17 protein-coding genes are annotated in these 21684 nt (G+C 27.0%); 5 read left to right on the top strand and 12 right to left on the bottom strand.

Annotated features, from left to right (window positions below; genetic code table 11):
• Nucleotides 1–9 precede the first annotated feature (9 nt).
• Both nrdA and ubiG read right to left on the bottom strand, forming a co-directional pair.
• Nucleotides 10–2298 carry a class 1a ribonucleoside-diphosphate reductase subunit alpha gene (gene nrdA / locus Bfest607_RS02415; protein ID WP_500838159.1) on the bottom strand — a complete coding sequence of 763 codons (2289 nt, stop codon included), beginning with the start codon at nucleotides 2296–2298 and terminating at the stop codon, nucleotides 10–12.
• Nucleotides 2299–2684: 386 nt separating this feature from the next.
• On the bottom strand, nucleotides 2685–3416 hold the full coding sequence (gene ubiG, locus Bfest607_RS02410; RefSeq protein WP_500838158.1) for a bifunctional 2-polyprenyl-6-hydroxyphenol methylase/3-demethylubiquinol 3-O-methyltransferase UbiG: 732 nt from the start codon (nucleotides 3414–3416) through the stop codon (nucleotides 2685–2687).
• A gap of 250 nt (nucleotides 3417–3666) precedes the next feature.
• Between ubiG and gyrA the strand changes: the two genes are divergently transcribed.
• The 3 genes from gyrA to Bfest607_RS02395 all read left to right on the top strand — a co-directional run bounded on the left by gyrA (nucleotide 3667) and on the right by Bfest607_RS02395 (nucleotide 8913).
• A complete protein-coding gene (gyrA, locus tag Bfest607_RS02405) occupies nucleotides 3667–6207 on the top strand; it encodes a DNA gyrase subunit A (protein WP_500838157.1) in 2541 nt (846 codons plus the stop codon).
• Nucleotides 6208–6509: 302 nt separating this feature from the next.
• Nucleotides 6510–7634 carry a porin gene (locus Bfest607_RS02400; RefSeq protein WP_500838156.1) on the top strand — a complete coding sequence of 375 codons (1125 nt, stop codon included), beginning with the start codon at nucleotides 6510–6512 and terminating at the stop codon, nucleotides 7632–7634.
• Nucleotides 7635–7833: 199 nt separating this feature from the next.
• Nucleotides 7834–8913, top strand: coding sequence for a D-alanine--D-alanine ligase family protein (locus tag Bfest607_RS02395; protein ID WP_500838155.1), 1080 nt, complete (start codon nucleotides 7834–7836; stop codon nucleotides 8911–8913).
• 137 nt (nucleotides 8914–9050) lie between these two features.
• Here the strand turns inward: Bfest607_RS02395 and rplY are convergent, their stop codons facing one another.
• Entirely contained in the window at nucleotides 9051–9344 is a 294-nt protein-coding gene (rplY, locus tag Bfest607_RS02390) for a 50S ribosomal protein L25 (protein WP_500838154.1), read from the bottom strand.
• Between the two features lie 357 nt (nucleotides 9345–9701).
• Here rplY and folE point away from each other — a divergent pair, with 357 nt between their 5' ends.
• Entirely contained in the window at nucleotides 9702–10364 is a 663-nt protein-coding gene (gene folE / locus Bfest607_RS02385; RefSeq protein WP_500838153.1) for a GTP cyclohydrolase I FolE, read from the top strand.
• A gap of 186 nt (nucleotides 10365–10550) precedes the next feature.
• Here the strand turns inward: folE and metG are convergent, their stop codons facing one another.
• Nucleotides 10551–12191 carry a methionine--tRNA ligase gene (gene metG / locus Bfest607_RS02380; RefSeq protein WP_500838152.1) on the bottom strand — a complete coding sequence of 547 codons (1641 nt, stop codon included), beginning with the start codon at nucleotides 12189–12191 and terminating at the stop codon, nucleotides 10551–10553.
• Between the two features lie 382 nt (nucleotides 12192–12573).
• Between metG and gnd the strand changes: the two genes are divergently transcribed.
• Nucleotides 12574–13995 (top strand): NADP-dependent phosphogluconate dehydrogenase, encoded by a 1422-nt coding sequence (gene gnd, locus Bfest607_RS02375; protein ID WP_500838590.1) that lies wholly within the window; start codon nucleotides 12574–12576, stop codon nucleotides 13993–13995.
• Nucleotides 13996–14331: 336 nt separating this feature from the next.
• Here gnd and hisIE read toward each other — a convergent pair whose 3' ends face one another.
• From hisIE to hisG, 8 genes are read right to left on the bottom strand one after another with little or no spacing between them, the layout of a single operon-like run.
• The gene (gene hisIE, locus Bfest607_RS02370) at nucleotides 14332–14988 is read right to left on the bottom strand and encodes a bifunctional phosphoribosyl-AMP cyclohydrolase/phosphoribosyl-ATP diphosphatase HisIE (RefSeq protein WP_500838151.1); all 657 of its coding nucleotides are present in this window, start codon (nucleotides 14986–14988) and stop codon (nucleotides 14332–14334) included.
• Nucleotides 14982–15758 carry an imidazole glycerol phosphate synthase subunit HisF gene (hisF, locus tag Bfest607_RS02365; RefSeq protein WP_500838150.1) on the bottom strand — a complete coding sequence of 259 codons (777 nt, stop codon included), beginning with the start codon at nucleotides 15756–15758 and terminating at the stop codon, nucleotides 14982–14984. Before hisF ends, hisIE begins: the two co-directional genes overlap by 7 nt.
• The gene (locus Bfest607_RS02360) at nucleotides 15728–16492 is read right to left on the bottom strand and encodes a HisA/HisF-related TIM barrel protein (protein ID WP_500838149.1); all 765 of its coding nucleotides are present in this window, start codon (nucleotides 16490–16492) and stop codon (nucleotides 15728–15730) included. Before Bfest607_RS02360 ends, hisF begins: the two co-directional genes overlap by 31 nt.
• A 5-nt stretch (nucleotides 16493–16497) precedes the next feature.
• Nucleotides 16498–17094, bottom strand: coding sequence for an imidazole glycerol phosphate synthase subunit HisH (hisH, locus tag Bfest607_RS02355; protein WP_500838148.1), 597 nt, complete (start codon nucleotides 17092–17094; stop codon nucleotides 16498–16500).
• On the bottom strand, nucleotides 17091–18167 hold the full coding sequence (gene hisB, locus Bfest607_RS02350; RefSeq protein WP_500838147.1) for a bifunctional histidinol-phosphatase/imidazoleglycerol-phosphate dehydratase HisB: 1077 nt from the start codon (nucleotides 18165–18167) through the stop codon (nucleotides 17091–17093). The genes hisH and hisB overlap by 4 nt, the downstream gene beginning before the upstream one ends.
• A gap of 35 nt (nucleotides 18168–18202) precedes the next feature.
• Nucleotides 18203–19261, bottom strand: a complete 1059-nt coding sequence (gene hisC, locus Bfest607_RS02345) for a histidinol-phosphate transaminase (protein WP_500838146.1) — start codon at nucleotides 19259–19261, stop codon at nucleotides 18203–18205.
• Nucleotide 19262: 1 nt separating this feature from the next.
• The gene (hisD, locus tag Bfest607_RS02340) at nucleotides 19263–20582 is read right to left on the bottom strand and encodes a histidinol dehydrogenase (RefSeq protein WP_500838145.1); all 1320 of its coding nucleotides are present in this window, start codon (nucleotides 20580–20582) and stop codon (nucleotides 19263–19265) included.
• Nucleotides 20583–20589: 7 nt separating this feature from the next.
• The gene (hisG, locus tag Bfest607_RS02335; RefSeq protein ID WP_500838144.1) at nucleotides 20590–21489 is read right to left on the bottom strand and encodes an ATP phosphoribosyltransferase; all 900 of its coding nucleotides are present in this window, start codon (nucleotides 21487–21489) and stop codon (nucleotides 20590–20592) included.
• Nucleotides 21490–21684 lie beyond the last annotated feature (195 nt).

The raw sequence follows: 21684 nt of genomic DNA, 5'->3' as shown, positions 1-21684 counted from the left end.
TAAAATATTTTACATTATACAAGCATCACTTGAACAGGTGTTTGATTGACTATTATTATATTCTATTTTTTTTTGTATTTCTGAGGATCCATCCCGAGTATTGTGGTAGTATAATGTTTTAATTCCTAATTTGTATGCATATAGTAAATCTGATAATAGTTGTTTAATTGGAATTTTAGATTCTGGGAAACAAGATGGATCATAATTCATATTTGTTGAGATAGATTGATCGATGAATTTTTGCATAATGCTTACTAATTCTAAATAACCTTGATTATTTGGAATATTCCATAATAATTCATAATTAGATGATAATTTTTCATATTGAGGGACTACTTGTCGTAAAATACCGTCTTTTGATGCTTTAATGCTAATATATCCTCTAGGAGGTTCAATACCATTTGTAGAATTAGAAATTTGTGAAGAAGTTTCTGATGGCATTAACGCAGATACTGTAGAATTTCTTAATCCGTATTGTTTAATTTGATTACGCAATTTTTCCCAATCATAGTATAATGGTTCATTAATTATACAATCTAAGTCTTTTTTGTACGTATCAATAGGTAATATTCCTTGGGCATATGAAGTTTCATTGAACCATGCACAAGGGCCTTTTTCTTTAGCTAGAAGATTAGAAGCTTGCAATAAATAGTACTGGATAGCTTCAAATGTATGGTGTGTTAATATATTTGCACTTCCATCTGAATAACGTACTCCGTGTTTTGCTAAATAATAAGCGTAATTTATTACCCCTATTCCTAAAGATCGACGGTTTATAGCGCTATATTGTGCAGCTAACACTGGATAACTTTGATAATCTAATAAAGCATCTAGAGCTCGTACGATTAAAATTGAAAGTTCAGATAAATCATCTAAATTATTGATATTACCAAGGTTAAAAGCAGATAATGTACATAGAGCTATTTCCCCATTTGTATCATTAATATTATTTAATGGTTTAGTAGGTAATGTTATTTCTAAACATAAATTAGATTGTCGAATTGGAGCAAGAGTGCTATTGAATGGACTGTGAGTATTACAATGATCTGTATGTTGAATATAAATTCTTCCAGTAGAAGCTCGTTCTTGCATCATTAAAGAAAATAATACTATTGCTTTAATTTTGCGTTGTCGAATTTTATGGTTATTTTCATATTTATGATATAAGCGTTCAAAGATATTTTGATCGGAAAAAAAAGATTCATATAAATCTGGCACGTCAGATGGACTAAACAATGTAATGTATTTTCCTGTGATAAGTCGTTGATACATTAATTTGTTAATTTGTACTCCATAGTCTAAATGACGTATTCTATTAGATTCGATTCCTCTGTTATTTTTTAGAACGAGTAGATTTTCAATTTCTAAATGCCAAATAGGATAAAATAAAGTAGCTGCCCCACCTCGCACTCCTCCTTGAGAACATGATTTAACTGCTGTTTGGAAATGCTTATAAAAAGGGATGCATCCTGTATGAAATGCTTCCCCGTTGCGTATTGGGCTACCTATTGCTCTAATTCGGCCGGCGTTAATACCAATTCCAGCTCGTTGTGCAACATATTTTACAATAGCACTAGATGTTGCGTTAATAGAATCAAGACTATCATCACATTCAATTAATACGCAGGAACTAAATTGACGAGTTGGTGTACGCACTCCAGACATAATAGGAGTTGCCAAAGAAATTTTAAATGTTGATACTGCGTTATAAAATTTTCTTATATAATTCATTCTAGTATTTTTAGGATATTTAGAAAATAAACATGCTGCAGTTAATACATATAAAAACTGAGCACTTTCATAGATTTCTCCAGTTATTCGATTTTGAACTAAATATTTTCCTTCTAATTGTTTGATAGCAGCATATGAAAAATTCATATCTCTCCAATGATCAATAAACTCATCCATTTGGTTAAATTCGTGATGATTATAATCATCTAATAGGTGTTTATCATATTTTCCAATTTTTACGAGTCGTAAGACATGGTTATATAGTTTAGGAGGCTCGAACTGTCCATATGCTTTTTTACGTAAATGAAATACTGCTAAACGTGCTGCTAAATATTGGTAATCTGGCGCCTCTTTAGAAATTAAATCTGCTGCTGCTTTGATAATAGTTTCCTGAATATCAGAAGTTTTTATTCCATTATAAAATTGTATATGAGAGCGTAATTCAACCTGTGAAACTGAAATTTTTTCTAAACCTTGAGCTGCCCAATTAATTACTCGATGGATTTTTTCTAAATTGATAGGTTCTTGATGTCCATCTCGTTTAGTAACCAATAAAGTTTGATTCATATTGATATATTTCCTTATTAAAGTTATATGGTAATAATTAATATGTGTGATTGTAATCAATAAAATTTTTTTTATAAAAGAAGTGATTAAATTTATTTAATTATATGTCCTTTTTTATATAGATTTAGAATAATTTTTAGTGTTCTTAATAAGTATAAGATAAATATAATTAAAAGCGTTATCAATGACGTTTAATTGAATAATTGTATCATTATTTGATAATAACTTTTAACCATAGTATCATGACAATTAATCATTGTTTTTATTTTTTGTTATTAATAATAAATTAATAATTTTACTAGTCATAGTGCTATAACTATATATATATTTTTATAAAAATATTATTAAAAATCTATAGTTTTAAAGTCATGTTTGTTATTGTTTATTCATGATGATTTATATGCATGTAATATATAGTTAATGCTTATATCCTCTGTGATCATGCAATTATCAGTAAAAGGATTGTAGTATATTCCAGAAATATTATTTGCTTTTAGCGTAGTAAAATCAATCCAATCTAATAATTCTGATGGTGTAATAAATTTTTTTAGAGTATGAGTGCCTTTAGGAATGATATTAAAAATATATTCAGCTCCGATTATCACTAATAACCATGCTTTGAAGGTTCGATTTAATGTAGAAAAAAAAACTGATCCCCCTGTTTTTATCATAGAAGAACAAGCATGTACTACTGAAATTGGATTAGGTACATGTTCTAAAACTTCCATACAGGTTATTATATCATAATAATTAGTATAATTAATTGAGTGTTGTTCTATTGTTTCTAATATATAATTAATTGCTAAGTTTTGGGATGAAGCATGAGATTTAGCTATATTTAATGAATGAACACTCAAATCTAGTCCAGTAACTTTTGCTCCTTCTATAGCCATACTTTCCGCAAGAATCCCTCCTCCGCATCCAATATCTAATATTTTTTTTTCGAATAGTCCTCCGTTACTGTATTTAAGAATGTAATATAAACGTGTTGGATTTATGTGATGTAAAGATCGAAATATACCATTAGTATCCCACCATTGTGAAGCAGATAGATTGAATTTTTTAATTTCTTCAAGATCAATATTTTTTATTGATTTTTCAATAAAATTTTTATTCATCATGTAATATTTTAAGTTAACTAAGATTTATATTTTATAATTTTAATTATTTTATAGTATTGCTTTTTTGTGGTTAATTACATTTTATCGTATAATGTATATTATTTGTTAGTAATGTATTTTTATCTTAAAAATAGTAGTAAGTTGTTCTTAATGATATTATTAAGTATTAAATAAGAGTATAATATTAAAAGTTATTTTTGAAAATAGTTTATTATATACGATATATATAATCCAAGGGTATCATTATATGAATAGTCGTGCTAAAGAAATTACACAGATTTATATAGAAGAAGAATTGAAACGTTCTTATTTGGATTATGCTATGTCTGTAATTATAGGTCGTGCACTACCAGATGTCAGAGATGGATTGAAGCCAGTGCATCGTCGGGTGTTATTCGCTATGCAAATTCTTGGAAATTGTTGGAATAAAAATTATAAAAAATCTGCTAGAATAGTAGGAGATGTTATAGGGAAATATCATCCTCATGGAGATTCTGCTGTGTATGAAACTATTGTTCGTATGGCACAGCCTTTTTTAATGCGTTATGTTTTAATTGATGGACAAGGAAATTTTGGGTCAGTAGATGGTGATTCAGCTGCAGCTATGCGTTATACAGAAATACGTATGTCTAAAATTGCAAATGAATTGTTATCTGATTTAGAAAAAGAAACAGTTGATTATGAATTTAATTATGATGGAACTGAACAGATTCCTGAAGTATTACCTACTAAAATTCCAAATATTCTGATTAATGGTTCATCTGGTATTGCTGTAGGAATGGCTACAAATATTCCACCGCATAATCTTTCTGAAGTAATTAATGGATGTTTAGCAGTAATCGACAACGAAAATATTACTGTTAATGAATTAATGAGACATATACCTGGACCGGATTTTCCTTCTGCTGCTATTATTAATGATTGTAGTGAATTAAAAAAAGCATATGAAACAGGTAGAGGTAAAATTCATATTAGAGCTCGTGTAGAAATTGAAACTGATATTAAAACTGGTCGAGAATCTATAATAGTATATGAAATTCCATATCAAGTTAATAAATCTAAATTATTAGAAAAAATTGCAGAGTTAGTAAAAACGAAACGAATTGACGGAATACATAGTTTACGTGATGAATCTGATAAAGATGGGATGAGAATTGTTATTGATATTAAACATGACGCCATTAGTGAAATAGTAATAAATAATTTATATTCTTTGACTCAATTACAAATATCTTTTGGAATTAATATGGTTGCGTTATCTCACGGACAACCAAAAATTATGTCATTAAAAGATATTTTATCTGCTTTTATATGTCATCGGCGTTCGGTGATAACACGTCGTATTTTATTTGAGTTAAAAAAAGCTGGTAATCGAATTCATGTTTTGGAAGGATTGGTAATAGCTTTATCCAATATAGATACTATTATTGAATTGATTCGTTGTTCTAATAGTTCTATTAATGCTGGTTATTCTTTAATATCTAAAGTTTGGCTAGCAAATGATGTAATGGACGTCAGACAAAAAATGTCTGTTGATTTGTTAAATTCTGAATGGTTGTCTAAGAATAATTTTACTAAAAATAACGGGTGTTATCTTACTAAAAACCAAGTACAGGCTATTTTAGATTTACGGTTACATAAACTTACTACCTTAGAACGTGAAAAATTGTTAATAGAGTATTATAATTTATTAAAAAAAATGGAAAATTTGATTTTTACTTTGAAAAATCCAAGTTCCTTAATGAAAGTAATTCGTCAAGAATTACTTTCTATTAAGGAAGAGTATAATGATGCTCGTCGAACTGAAATTAGTGATACCGTTCCTAATATTAATATAGAAAATTTAATTAATCAAAAAGATGTAATGGTAACTTTATCTTATCAAGGTTATGTAAAATATCAGCCATTAACTGATTATGATGCTCAAAAACGAGGAGGAAAAGGTAAATTAGCTACTCGTATTAAGGAAGAAGATTTTATTACTCGATTACTTATAGCAAATACTCATGATACTGTTTTGTTGTTTTCTAATTATGGTCGAATATATTGGATGAAAGTATATCAATTACCGGAAGCCAAACGTGGTTCCAGGGGAAAACCAATTATTAATTTATTACCTTTAGATACAAATGAACGAATTACTGCTATTTTACCGATTCAAAAATATACAACAGGGTATCAAATATTTATGGCTACTAGTAGCGGTTTTGTAAAAAAAACTGCGCTTATGGAATTTAGTAGACCTAGAAATGTTGGTATTATTGCGTTGAATCTTAATGAAGGAGATGAATTAATTGGAACTGATATTACTAATGGGAATGATGAGGTTATGTTATTTACTGCTTACGGAAAAGTTGTTAGATTTAGAGAAACTCAGGTTCGTAGCGTGGGTCGTTCAGCAGTAGGGGTAAAAGGTATTCATTTATTAAAAGGAGATCGGGTAGTATCTTTAATTATACCAAAAAATAGAAGTTCTATTTTAACTACAACAAAAAATGGATTTGGTAAGCGTACAAATCAGTCAGAGTACCCATTAAAGTCGCGTGCTACTCAAGGAGTGATTTCTATTAAAGTAACAGAGCGTAACGGTAATGTAGTAGGAGCTGTTCAAGTTAATCAAGATGATCAAATAATGATCATTACTGATGCTGGTCGATTAGTTCGTATTCGTGCTTCTGAGGTTAATATTATTAAACGTAATACTCAGGGAGTTATGTTAATCCGTACTGCACATGATGAACATGTAGTTGGATTGCAACGTGTGGTAGAATCAGCAGAAACTAATTAATTAATATTTAGTTAGTAGTTAACAGGTAAATATTACTTGTATAATAAAATAATATTTTTATATAAAGAATGATTATATTTATAATTTTTTAGCATAAATAATTTTATAAATAAAGAATAATTATGAAGATTAGCAATTGTTGTGTCTTATTAAAGAATGAGATATATTAATATAATCAGTTACTTGAAAAGTTCTATGTTATTTAGTATTATACGAGGTAAGGTCGGTATATAATTAAGTTGAAGTATAACAATATTTATTGTTAATAAATTTGGGTTTCATCTAAGATGAGGGTGGTAGATATGAAATTATGGTGTTTTGTTAACCTGATTGTAACTATGGTTATGGCAACAAGCGCTTTTGGGGCTTCTGAGATTTATAATAAAAACGGAAATGTATTGAATATGTATGGGAATATATCAGGAGGTCAATTTTTTTCAAAAAATTTTGATAATGGAATTAATTATCTTTTTGTAAGGTATGGTTTATTCGGGGAAACTTGTTTAAATGAAGGTAAAATTTCAGGTTTTGGAAGATGGGAGTATGAGTTTCCATTAAGAAATGTTGAAGAAGGAATTAATTTATCAGATAATGGTCGGGCACTTCTAGGTTATGTAGGAATAAAACTAGGAAATTTTGGAAGCTTTGATTATGGAAGAAATTATGGAATATTATATGATGTAAAATCCTGGACAGATTTAGCATCAGAATTTGGAGGTGATACATCTTTAGCTGATAATTTTTTGTCTGGTCGATCATCAAACTTGATTACTTATCGTAATAAGAATTTTTTTGGGTTATTGAATGGGTTAAATTTTGCTATCCAGTATCAAGGAAAGAATGATGTTGATCAGAAAACTGGTCGCACTGTAAAAACAGCTAATGGAGAGGGATATGGAATTTCTGCATCTTATAATTTAAGTAATGGTATTGCGGCATCTGTATCCTACATGAATAGTCAACGTACTTTTGAACAAAGAAGTTTAGATGTTAGTTATAATACAGATCCTGCCGAAGCATATTGTTTTGGTGTGAAATATAATGCTTATGGAGCATATTTGTCTGCAGTTTATGGAGAAACTTATAATATGACTCCTTTTGGTAATTTTAGTGATGTTTTAAATCCAGAAAGTATTTATGGTTTTGCTAATAAAACAAGAGATGTATCAGTTATAGCTCAATATAGGTTTAATTGTGGAGTAACTCCTTCTATATCTTACTTACATTCTAAAGCTAGTGATGTAGACAATGGATATGGGAATTATTTGAAGAAATATGTAACTTTTGGTAGTAGTTATTCTTTTAATAAAAAAATTTCAGCTACTATAGATTATAGATTAAATCTTTTAGTTAAAAATGATTTTACTAATGCTGCGAAAATTTGTACTGATGATATGTTTTCAGTAGGATTATCTTATTTATTTTAATAAAGTTGCGATTTCTTTATTAATTAATAAGAGTAAAAATATTTTATAAAAAACAAAAAAGCTAAATTTAGTAAATTTAATTTAGCTTTTTTGTTTTTTATGTGTAAAATAAATATCATCAAATATATTTTTGAAACAATTATTATTGTTAGTAGTTCTGTTATGATTTACTATATTGTAGTATTAACACGTTTTATATATGGAATTAAATAATAAATTACGAGTTGGATTGATTTGTGGTGGATTTTCTAAAGAACATGAGGTTTCACTGAAATCAGCAAATTATATTTTGAAACATATAGATAGAAATCTTTTTGAGATAGTTGTTTTTTGGATTAGTAAAAATGGTGGTTGGTATGTAATTCCTAACGATGTATGTTTGGATATTTTTTCTAATTTTAATAATCAACAGTATAAGTATTTTCCAATTTTAATAAAACAATTTTCTGGTAAATTTGTTTTTTGTATTAATGATACTTCTGATCATTTATTTAAAATTGATGTGATTTTTCCGATAACCCATGGAGTGTTAGGAGAGGATGGAACTTTACAAGGGTTTATTCGTATTATGAATTTACCATGCGTTGGATCAAATGTTTTAGGATCTTCGATTTGTATGGATAAGGATATTACTAAGCGTCTATTACGTGATGCAGGATTACCTGTTGGTTTATTTAAAACTTTTTCTAATTATGAAAGATCAGATATAAAATTTGATAATTTTTCTAATATATTTGGAGTACCTTTTTTTATTAAACCCGTAAATCAAGGTTCTTCCATAGGGGTTTCTAAAGTTGTCAATAGTACTACTTTTAAACGAGCATTAGATACGGCTTTTTTGTATAGTAATAAAATTATAATAGAACCATATATTACAGGAAGAGAATTAGAATGCGCAGTTTTAGGGAATTCAAAAATAAAAACTAGTGTATGTGGAGAAATTATTATTAATAATAGTTTTTATACATATCATAAAAAATATATAAGTTATACAACTAAAACAATAATACCTGCTAAAATTAGTGATATTATTAGCAATAAAATTCAAAATTATGCTATGCATGCATTTCGAATTTTAAATTGTGTTGGAATGGCTCGTGTAGATGTATTTTTAAAATCAAATAATCAGGTTATTATTAATGAAGTTAATACTTTACCTGGATTTACCAGTAGCAGTATGTATCCTAAATTATGGGAAGCAACTGGTTTAGATTCTACTTTGTTATTAACTACGCTTATTAAATTAGCTTTAGATTACTATTCAGTAGAAAAGAAATAATGCGGTTTATTCATATAGTAATAAAATAGTATATATTTAATTTTTATTAAAATATATATATAATATTTACAATAAAACCTATATGAATACTATGTTTATATAGTAGTAATTATTAATAGTTTATTTTAATGCTATTATTAAACGCACATAAAATCTATATGAATTATTTTTGGTTTATAAGGATGATATTGTATTTCTTTTATTTTTACAGTTAAAATTGATTTATTACGTATTATTAATTGTAAAATATTATTTTTGTAAAAATGAACTATAGAGTTAGGATGCTGTATATCAATATTATTTAATTCTACGGGTAAATTTTTAAATTTATTATTTTTATATACTATGGCTGGACACTTATTTTTTTTACGCAAACGACGAACCGCAGCCGTTTTAATAGAAACGCGTAATTCAGCTTGTATTTTAAACATATAATTACATACCTAATCAATATATTTATATATAAATAGAATTTCAAAAATTATACATAATATTTAAAAAAATCAATTTAATGTATATATATTATACAACAAAAATATATTATATATAATATATTTTTGTTGTTTTTATTTTATATAAATAGTTATTTCAATGAAATAATCAATTTTATTACTTTAATATATGTGTATTGAATGGTGAGTTGTATTATATTGGAGGCATTATCTATTTTTAATTTTAAAATGATTGATCATATTTAATAAATTTTGTAATACTGTTGATTATCATGATTATGAGTATATTATTTTCATATATAGTAATAGATATAAAAATTATTTAGAGAAAATTATATGTCTAAATTAACGCAAGAATCGTTATTAGTACGTGATGCTTTATTACATCATGGATTGGAAAATCCTGTAATTGAATTAAATATAGATAATGAAGTTCGTATGAATAAAATTAAAGATCATATAGCATCTATTATGTATCTTCTTAAATTAAATTTAAATCATGACAGTCTTTTACATACTCCAAGTCGTATCGCAAAAATGTATGTAGAAGAAATTTTCTTTGGTTTAGATTATTTAAATTTTCCTAAAATTTCAATAATAAAAAACACTATGAAAATAAATGAAATGATTACAGTACGTAATATTAATATTACTAGTGTGTGTGAACATCATTTTATTGTGTTTAATGGAAAAGCTACTGTGTCATATATTCCAAAAAATAGTGTAATCGGTTTATCAAAAATCAATAAGATAGTACAATTTTTTTCTAAAAGACCTCAATTGCAAGAGCGATTAACACAACAAATTTTTTTAGCATTAAAAACATTATTAGATACTCATAGTGTTGCAATATTTATTAATGCTGCACATTATTGTGTTAAAGCAAGAGGGATACATGATATTGCAAGTACTACAAATACTACAGCAATGGGTGGATTATTTAAATCAAATGAAAATATTCGAAGAGAATTTCTACATACTATTACGTATAGTAATTAATAGTTGAATGCATATATTTTAATTTTGTGTTAATTTTTAAATTTATTAGACGTGTTCCTTTATGTTAACAGAAGATGTATTAGTGCATGTAATCATATTATTATCATATGATATAGTATATTTAATTTTAAAAAAGGGATGTGTTTGTGTCTGATTTTGTTTTGTTAAAAGAAGTATGTATTAAAATTATTGCTGATTTAATAAGTTTATTAAAGATTTGATTTGATTGTCATGAATACGATGAAATATTATTTGGAATTTATTAATTTTATGACTTGTTAAAGGAATATCAATTGTATCCCATGATAAATGGGTATTTAAAAATTTTTCGCTATATCTTGATAATATAGGTAAAACAGGTTTTAGATAGGTCATTAAAATTTTAAATAGATGAATTCCCATAGAAGAAATAGATAATGCATTTTTTATTCCATCTATTTGATGAATAGCATGCCATGGAGAATTTTTATCAATATATCTATTTGCTTCATCTGCTAATAACATAATATTACGCATAGCTTCACTAAATTCTCTATTCTTAAATGATTTTTCGATAGAACATCGAGAATTTATAAAAAAATTATATAGATTTGGGTCTTCTATATTAGAAGATAGTTGTCCGTGATTATATTGGTTTATGAAACTTGCACTTCTAGCTGCTAGATTTAATATTTTATTTATAATATCTGAGTTGATTTTAGTAGAAAAATCATTAAAATTTAAATCAATATCATTAATTTTAGATGATGATTTTGTAGCATAATAATATCTTAAATAATCTGAATTTAAATGAGATAGATAAGTACTGACTTTGATAAAAGATCCTTTAGATTTTGATATTTTAGATCCATTTAATGTGACATGTCCATGTACAAATATTCCTGTTGGTTTACGAAAGCAACTGCCTTCTAAAATTGCTGGCCAAAATAAACTATGAAAGTAAGTAATATCCTTACCGATGAAATGATATAATTCATTTTCTGAGTTTATATCCCAAAAATCTTTGAAGGATATATTTTTGTTTTTTTTACATAAATTTTTAAAAGTTCCCATATATCCTACAGTTGCGTCCATCCAAACATAAAAATACTTCGAAGTAGTATTTGGAATTTTAAAACCAAAATATGGAGCATCTCTAGAAATATCCCATTCTTTTAATCCTAATTTAAACCATTCTTCTATTTGATTTAATATTTCTTGTTGTAAAACTCCTGAATATATCCATTTTTGTAGGTTTTTTGTAAACTTTGGTAAGTTAAAAAAGAAATGTTTAGATTTCTTTATGATTGGAGTAGTACCTGAAATTACTGATTTAGGGTTTATTAAATCAAGAGGAGTATAGATAGCTCCACATTGATCACAATTATCTCCATATTGTTGAGATGAATGGCATTTTGGGCATATTCCTATAATAAATCTATCTGGTAAAAATATTTTTTTTATATCATCGTATAACTGTGAAATGAATTGAGATTTAATTAATCCATTATTTTTTAATTTAGAATAAATACTATATAGCAAATCTCGGGTTTCTTGACTATGTGTAGAATAATAATTATCATAACTGATATTAAAATCACAACAATCTTTATAATGTTCTTTTTGAATTTTTGATATCATTATTTTTGGATCAATATTAAGTTGTTGAGATTTCAACATGATTGCTGTGCCGTGTGCGTCGTCAGCACAAATAAAGTAAACTTCATTATTTCTCATTCGTTGATAACGCACCCAAATATCTGCTTGTATATGCTCTAGCATATGTCCAATATGTAAAGATCCATTTGCATACGGCAAAGCGCAAGTAACTAAAATTTTTTTTGACATGATGAATACTTATTTTCAAATACTGCAACATTTTTGCTGATTTAGTATATACTAAATCAGCATGTATTTCTAGTTTATTAATTTATTAGAAAGTATAATATATTGAAATATATGTATAATATAAGTATATTATTAATTTAGGTTTTATGAGTATATTATAAAATATTTGACATTAATTAATGTATTATTTTAGTTAATTAATAGAAATTAAAGAGAAATGTTAGATGAATTGATTTGTGTATACATTAATAATATATACATTATATGTAATATTAGTATATAATTATATATTATATGACCTATATAGTTCGTGTATGATGGTTTTATTATATAAGAAAAATTATTTATTCATAAAAAATACATAAATAGAGGTGGTTTTATGTTGGAAAAACAAGAAGTTGGTGTTATTGGTATGGGAACTATGGGTCGAAATTTGTCATTAAATATTGAAGATAAAGGTTATAGTGTTGCAATTTATAATCGTTCTTCAGAAAAAACTGAAAAAATAATTCAAAATAATTTAAATAAAAATCTTACTCCATATTTTTCTTTGGAAAAGTTTGTCTTTTCATTAAAAAGACCTCGATTAATATTTTTAATGATTACTTCAGGATTATGTGTAGATCATATGATTGAAGATTTATGTAGTTATTTGGATGATGGTGATGTGTTAATTGATGGAGGAAATTCGTTTTACAAAGATACTATGAAACGTGGTTTAAAGTTGTTAAGAAAAAAAATACATTTTATTGGATTAGGAATTTCTGGAGGAGAAGAAGGAGCTTTAAAAGGACCATCTTTGATGCCTGGAGGTTCGGAAGATGCTTATAAAATTGTGTCTTTATTATTTAAAAAGATTGCTGCTCGTGTTGATGATGAATCGTGTGTTGAATATATAGGTCCAAATGGTTCTGGACATTATGTAAAAATGGTGCATAACGGAATAGAATATGGTGATATGCAAATAATTGCTGAAATATATTTTTTTTTAAGACGGGTGTTGAATTTAACTTATGATCAATTGGTACAAGTTTTTAATAATTGGAATAAAGGAGAGTTAAATAGTTACCTTATTGATATAACTAGTAAAATTTTTCTTCAAAAAGATAAAGAAACGAATCTTCCTATTTTAGACTGTATCCTTGATGTTGCAAAAAATAAAGGAACAGGGGCATGGTCTATTAAAGATGCATTGGATTTAGAGATACCAGTAACTATAATTACTGAGTCAGTGTTTGCGCGTTATTTATCTGTGTTGAAAAATCAACGTGTTCAAGCATCTAAAATGTTATCTGGCCCTATGCTTGGTAAGATGAATATTATATCTACAAGTGATATTGATAGTTTAATTGAAAAATCTCGACAAGCTTTGTATTTAAGTAAAATTATTTTATATTCTCAAGGTTTTTATCAACTTCAATTAAGTTCTAAACAGTATAATTGGAATTTAAATTTTAAAAGCATTGCTAAAATTTTTAGAGCTGGTTGTATTATTCGTTCAAAATTTTTACAAAAAATTATTGATATTTATTCTATAAATTTAGAAATTGAAAATTTGTTATTAGCGCCGTATTGTGTATGTATTGCGAGTAACTATCAGCAATCTTTAAGAGAAATTGTTGCTTATGGGGTTAGTTATGGAGTTGCTATGCCTGCATTATCTGCTGCAATATCATATTATGATAGTTATCGTAGTTTTGTATCACCTGCAAACCTTATTCAAGCACAAAGAGATTATTTTGGAGCTCATACTTATTCTCGTCTTGACAAATCTGGGGTATTCCATACTCAATGGAATCAATAGAGGTAAAATATAAAAAAGGAATATAGTTTTAATGAATTTTTATATTGTGGATATGTTTATTGTATTTTTATACAAAATATATTTGATTTTGTTGTTTTAAAGTAAATATAAATATATCAATATAAGTTTATATTGATATATTTATATTTACTTGCATGAAGATGTTATTTATTTTAAATACAAGATTTGTAATTCTTAAAACTTAAGTTGTCTTGATAAGAAATATATTAGAATTTTTAAATATTTTTATAATTAAATCTAAAAATATTTTAATCATGATAGGTTTTCATATTTCATATATGGAAAAATTTTTAATTTTATAATATTTGGTTAGGTTTAATTAATTTTTTTATTCTTTAAATTATTTCTATTTCGTAATTCTTGAATGATTTTGTTAAAGGTTAATGATTCGTATTGCAATAAAACTAATAAATGATAAATTAAATCTGCTGATTCATTAATGAGTGCAGTTGAATTACGAGATACCGCAGCTAAAGCAGTTTCTAGTCCTTCTTCTCCAACTTTTTGAGCTATGCGTTCAATACTATTAGAATAAAAATTAGATGTATATGATGATTCTTTTTGGTTTTTAACTGATGCGTAATTATTATTTTTTTTCATAAAAATAATATTTTCTAATTGATATAAAAAACTAAAATCAGTAGTTGCAGGATAAAAACAACTGTTAGTATTTTTATGACAAGTGCTTCCGTTAGGTAAGACTAAAATAAGTAATGAATCATAGTCACAATCTGGATACCAATTTACTAATTTTAATAAATTTCCAGAACTTTCTCCTTTCATCCATAATCGATTTTTGCTTCTTGAAAAAAAAGTGACATATCCACTTTTTTCTGTTTCAGATATGGATTCTTTATTCATATATCCTAACATTAATACCTCTCCTGAAACTGAATGTTGCACAATAGCTGGAATTAATCCGTGGTGTTTATCCCAATTTAATTTTTGATATTTATCATTATTTGTTAGCATAATCTAATTTTTACTCCTTTGTTAAATAAAAATTTTTTTAATTCATTAATTTTAATGATTTTTTTATGAAAAACAGAAGCAGCTAGAGCTCCATCTACTTGAGAATAGTTAAAAACATCTAAAAAGTGCTGAAAAGAACCTGCTCCTCCAGAAGCTATTAGAGGAATTTTACAATATTGTCTAATCTTTAATAATTGTTGTAAATCATAACCATTTTGCATACCATCTTGATTCATTATATTTAATACAATTTCACCAGCTCCATATTCTTGTATTTTTTTAACCCAATCTAATAATTCCCATGATGTGGATTTAATGCGATGACTATCTCCACTAAAACATTTTACTTGATAAGTATTATTTATAGAGTTAAACCATGCATCAATACCAACTACAACGCATTGAGTTCCTAAATGATTAGCGAATTCTTGAATTAACAATGGATTTATTAAGGCTGGAGAATTAATTGAAATTTTATCTGCTCCAAAATTAAGTATTTGTTTGGCTTGATGTATAGTTGTAATTCCACCAGCAACGCAAAATGGAATATCGATAACTTTTGCAACTTTTAATATCCATCTTTTGTTTACTACTTTATTGTAAGGAGATGCTGTTATATCATAAAATACTAATTCATCTGCTCCTGATTTTGAATAGTACTGAGCTAAAGTTACAATATCACCTACTATTTCATGATTTTTAAATCTGATTCCTTTAATAACTTTATTATTTTTTACATCTAAGCAAGGAATGATTCGTTTTGCCAACATAATATGGCCTCATTAAGAGTAAATTTTTTTTCTAAAAAGGCTCGTCCAATAATAATGCTATTAACTCCAGCCTGTTTTAATTTAGGTATTTCAGTTAATTGAGCAATTCCACCGGAGGCTTGAAAAGATATATTTGGCCAATTTCGGCATATTGATTTATATAAATTAATATTACTTCCTAAAAAAGCTCCATCTCTTAAAATATCTGTGCATAATATATGTTTTAATCCTACTGAATTATAATTGTCTATTATTTGTTCTAATTGTATATTAGTTTTTTTTTGCCATCCTTGAATTGCTATTTTTTTATTTTTATGAGAATCAATATATACATCACAAGCTAAAATTAAAATATTAGGATCAAAATATTCAAACCATTTTTTTGTTTCTTTTGGATGTGTAATAGCTGTAGATCCTAATACTATACGATTTGCTCCTAATTTTAATAGATTTTCTATATCTACAGCACTTCTTATACCTCCTCCTATTTGTATTTTTAATTTAGTATTATTAGATATCATAATTGTTTGGATTAATTTATTGATTAATGTAATTTGTCTATTTTTTGGATTTTTCGCTCCTGACAGATCTACTAAGTGAATTATTTCAGCGCCTTGTTGTATATATTTTTGTAAAATATGTATGGGATCTGCATAATGAGATTGAATTTGATAATTACCTTGGTATAATCTTACTGTATTTCCATTAAAAATATCTAAAGCAGGAATAATCATGTATATTAAATCTCCAAAAAATTTTTAAGTAGTTGTTTACCGGAAGCACTTGATTTTTCTGGATGAAATTGAACTCCTAAGTAATTTTTATGTGCTATAACTGAACTAAATAATTTTCCGTAATTAGTATAAGCGATAGTTGATTGGTTTAATTTCATGATATAGCTATGGGCAAAATAGAAGTAATGATTATTTTTTATTCCATAAAATAAAGGATGTTGTTTTAAAAAGACAACTTTATTCCAACCCATATGAGGTATTGTTAATTTTGTATCATGACATTGTATTCGTGTAATAGAAGTATCAATAATTCCTAAAGTTTTTGTATTATCATTTTCTTCACTTGAAGATCCAAATAATTGCATTCCTAAACAAATACCTAATATTGGTTGTGTACAATTTTGTATTAATTGAGTAAGGTTTTTTTTTTCTAATTGTTGCATAGCAGCAAAAGCAGTTCCTACTCCTGGTAAAAATAATTTATTTGCTTTTAATATGGTATCAGGATTATCAGTGATTTTTGGATTACATCCTATTTTTTTTAGCATAGTTTTTACAGAGAATAAATTTGAACATTTAGTATTAATGATTACAATTTTCATATTAAGGTACCTTTAGAGCTTGGTATATGATTATCTCGTACATGAATTGCTTGGTATAATGATTGACCAAAGGCTTTGAATAAGCTTTCTGCTTTGTGATGATCATTTTTTCCAATTACTTTTAAATGTAGCGTACATTCCATTTTTGAAGATAGTGATCGAAAAAAGTGTTCTATCATGCTGCTACTAAAATCTCCTATTTTTTGAAAAGTATATTGTGCTTGATAATCTAAATATGCTCGTCCAGATAGATCTAATATGCATTGAGCAATACTTTCATCCATTGGTAAAATAAATCCAAAACGACCAATACCTTTTTTTTCTCTTAATGCTTGTTTAAATGCCTCTCCTAAAGTTGATGCGGTATCTTCAATAAGATGATGGTCATCAACGTGTAAATCTCCTTTTGCTATAATATGTATTCGTATTTTTGCATGAATAGCTATTTGATCTAGCATATGATTAAAAAAGTTAATTCCAGTATTGATATAATTGTTTTGACATTGATCAAGCCATATTTTTATATCGATATTAGTTTCATTAGTAATACGTTGAATATGAGCAAATCTATAGCTATTTTGAATTATGTAATTTTGTATCTTTATCCAATTAAAATTTTTTTGATGATATTGTATTCCATGTATTTTCATGTTTTCAGCTAATTGTAAATCGGTATCTCTATCCCCGATAACATAACTATTAAATTTATTTAATAGTTTGTTTTTTAACCATGGAGACACTAATCCAGTTTTTGGTTTACGACAATTACATTGTTCTTCAGGTAAATGTGGGCAAATTAGTATCTGATCAAATGTAATGCCTTGCGATTTAAAAATTTGAATCATTGATTGGTGAGGTTGATTAAATTTTTTATAGGGAAATTTAATAGTTCCTAATCCATTTTGATTAGTGATTATTATAAATTTAAAACCAATTTTTTTTAATGTTATAAGTGCTGGAATAACATAAGGTTCTAGTAATAATTTTTCTAATGAATCAATTTGAAAATTGTCTTGTGGTTCGTGAATTAAAGTACCATCCCGATCTATAAATAATATTTTATCATTATTCATAATAACTCCGTATTTTTATTTCATCAGATATAAAATTATTTATTTTTTAAAATAGAAATTATTTTTTGGCATTCTTTATTTGACCCAATGGTAATGCGTAAACAATTTGTTAGTCCTAATTGATAACTTTGATCTCTTAATATGATACCGTGGTGTAATAGTTTATTAAATACTTGATATTTCGGGTAAAATCGAACCAATATGTAATTAGTATAACTAGGAAATATTTTTTGTACACAGGGGCATTCTTTTAAACCTTTTATTAAAATATTACGATTGGTATAAATTTTTTCTATTCTTGTTTGAGTATATTGTATACCTTTAGGAGTGAGCGCTTGAGTAGCGATATCAATAACTGGAGTAGGTATTGGATAAGGAGCAATTACTTTTTTTAATAATTTTATTATTTCTGGATTAGCCAAAGTAAATCCACAACGTAATCCTGCTAATGCAAAAGCTTTTGATAATGTTCTTAGAATAATTAAATTTGGATATACTGAAAGTAATTTTACTAAGCTAGCATTAGGACAAAAATCAATGTAAGCTTCATCACTTACTAATAAGGCCTTGTTTTTAATAATTTTTAATAGTTTTTTTAAGCTATGTAAATTAATAATATTGCCAGTGGGGTTATTTGGATTGCATACATATATTAATTTAACATTATTTAATTTTGATTCGATAGATGATAAATCTAATTGCCAATTATTTATAGTAGGAATCATTTGATAATTAATTCCTAAAATTTCTGCGCTAGTTTTATACATACCATAAGTTGGAGGGCAAAAAATAATCGTATCTTTATTTGGGTTACAGAAAACTTTCATTAATAATTCAATGCTTTCATCAGATCCTCTAGAAACTAAAATTTGATTAGTTTGTATTCCAGCATAAATTGCATAATTATATATTATTTCTTTTGGTTGACACATTGGATAACGATTTAAATTATCTGTATATTGGTATTTATAATGAGGAGCTATAGGGTATTCATTGGCGTTTAGCCATATTTTTCCTGAATATTTGAATGTTCTGGCTGATTGATATGGTTTTAAGGTTAATATTTGATTTCTAACCAAACAATGAATATTCATTTTATTTATATTTCCTTTTAATATAATTTATTCGGTGTGTTATGGCATGTTTGTGGGCTTGTAATTGTTCGATTTGTGCTAATGTTGTAATAGTTTCTGATAATTTTAACAATCCGCTTTGAGTTAGTTCTTGAACTGATATTCTTTTTTGAAAATCGGTTACCCCTAATCCGGATGTATTAATAGTACTTCCATATGTGGGTAGCACATGATTAGGTCCGCTTGCATAGTCTCCGGCAGATTCTGGGGACCAATTTCCTAAAAATATTGATCCAGCATTAGTAATGTATTTTAAATAATTATTAGCATTTTTAATTTGAATAAGCAAATGTTCTGGAGCATAATTATTGCTTATTTCAAAACATTCCATAATATCGTCAGCAATTATTATACATCCATGTGTTAAAGACTTGCTAATTATATTAATACGAGAGAGTTTTCTGAGTTGTTTTTTTATTTCATTTCGTGTTTGTATAGCAATATTTATATCAGTAGTGATAAGAATAACATGAGAATTTGGTCCATGTTCAGATTGAGATAAAAGATCTGCCGCGATAAAAATTGGATTGGCTGTGTCGTCAGCTATTATTAATATTTCAGATGGTCCAGCTAACATATCTATAGATACATCATGTGTTCTGAAACGAATTTGTCGTTTAGCTTCAGTAACCCAGATATTTCCAGGTCCGAAAATTTTATCTACTTTTGGAATGGATTTAGTACCAAATCCCATAGCAGCAATAGCTTGACTTCCTCCTACTTGATAGATTTCTTTAATATTACAAAGTTGAGCAGTGTATAATATTATATTAGAAATAGGAGGAGGAGAACATAGTATTATTCGTTCGCATTTTGCAAGTTGGGCAGGAATGCCTAACATCATCACTGTTGAAGGTAATGGAGTGGAACCTCCTGGTACATATAGACCAATTTTATTTAATGGCCGAATAATTTGTTTACAGTACACTCCAGGCGTAGTTTCAATACTTATTTCTGAAAAATATTGTTTTTGATGAAATTGACTAATATTGTTAAATGCAGAATGTATTGCTTTTTTTGTTGTGTGCGATAAATATTTATTTGAATTATCGATGTCTTTTAGTGGAATTTTTAAAAATTTTGTTTGAATATGATCAAAATGTAAATTGAATCGTATTAGGGCACTATCTCCGTATTGAGATACTTGATCTAATATATTTTTTACATTTAAATATACGCTGTTTTTTTTATTTTTTTGTATAGGTCGTTTAAGTAACATATTTTTTTCAGATACAGAACAACGATTCCAATATACAGGTATGAGATAATTATTAAAATTCATAAAATTTTTATTCCATCATCTTTTCAATTGGTAATACTAAAATAGAACTAGCTCCCAGATGTTTTAAATTTTCCATAGTTTCCCAGAATAATGTTTCATTACTTACCATATATATAGCTACACGATCTTGATTACCTGCTAATGGTAACACTGTGGGACTCTCTGCTCCAGGTAGTAAATTAATAATTTCTTCTAATCGTTCAGCAGGAGCGTGTAACATAATATATTTAGATTCTCTAGCTTGAATAACTCCTTGTATTCGAATCATTAATTTATTTATTAGTGATTGTTTATTGTATGATAAATGACCAGGTCGTTGAATTAAACATGCTTTAGATCTATAAATTACTTCTACTTCACGTAATCCATTAGCTTCTAATGTTGCTCCAGTTGAAACAAGATCGCAAATTGCATCTGCTAATCCAGCTCTTGGAGCTACTTCTACAGAACCATTCAATAAACATGGTTTAAAATAAATTCCTAGTTTGTCTAAATATTGTTTTAATAAATTTGGATAAGATGTGGCAATACGCTTACCTTGAAGGCATGATGGCCCACTCCATGGTTCATCTACAGGCAAAGCCATGGATAGTCTACAATCTCCAAAATCTAATCGTCTTAGTGAAATATAACATGGATTTTCTCCTTGAGATCGTCTAGTTAGTAATTCTTCTTCTAAAACGTTTTCTCCAATAATTCCTAAATCTACAACACCATCCATAATTAACCCTGGAATATCATCGTCTCTTACTCTCATAATATCAATAGTCATATTTTCTGCAAATGCTAGCAGTCGTTGTTGTTGCAGATTAATTTTAATTCCACATCTTTCGAGTAGTTGTTTAGATTCTTTACTTAGTCTTCCTGATTTTTGCATTGCAATTCGTAATCTTGATTTGTTCAACATGATGATATTTTACCTTGTATGACAATAAATTATGACGACAATAAAATATGCAGTAAACGTGTGTTAGAAATATGTAATATTTTTTATTAAAGACAAAGCATTTTAATTCAACGTATTAATTAATTTTTAACAAATAATATTCTACCAGACTATTTTATCGAATCTGATGACATTTGTATAGGGTTAAATATTATT

This window comes from Candidatus Blochmannia festinatus (nom. nud.), assembly GCF_059936355.1.
Note: the sequence above shows the minus strand (reverse complement) of the source record. Positions and strands in the feature narration are given on the sequence as shown.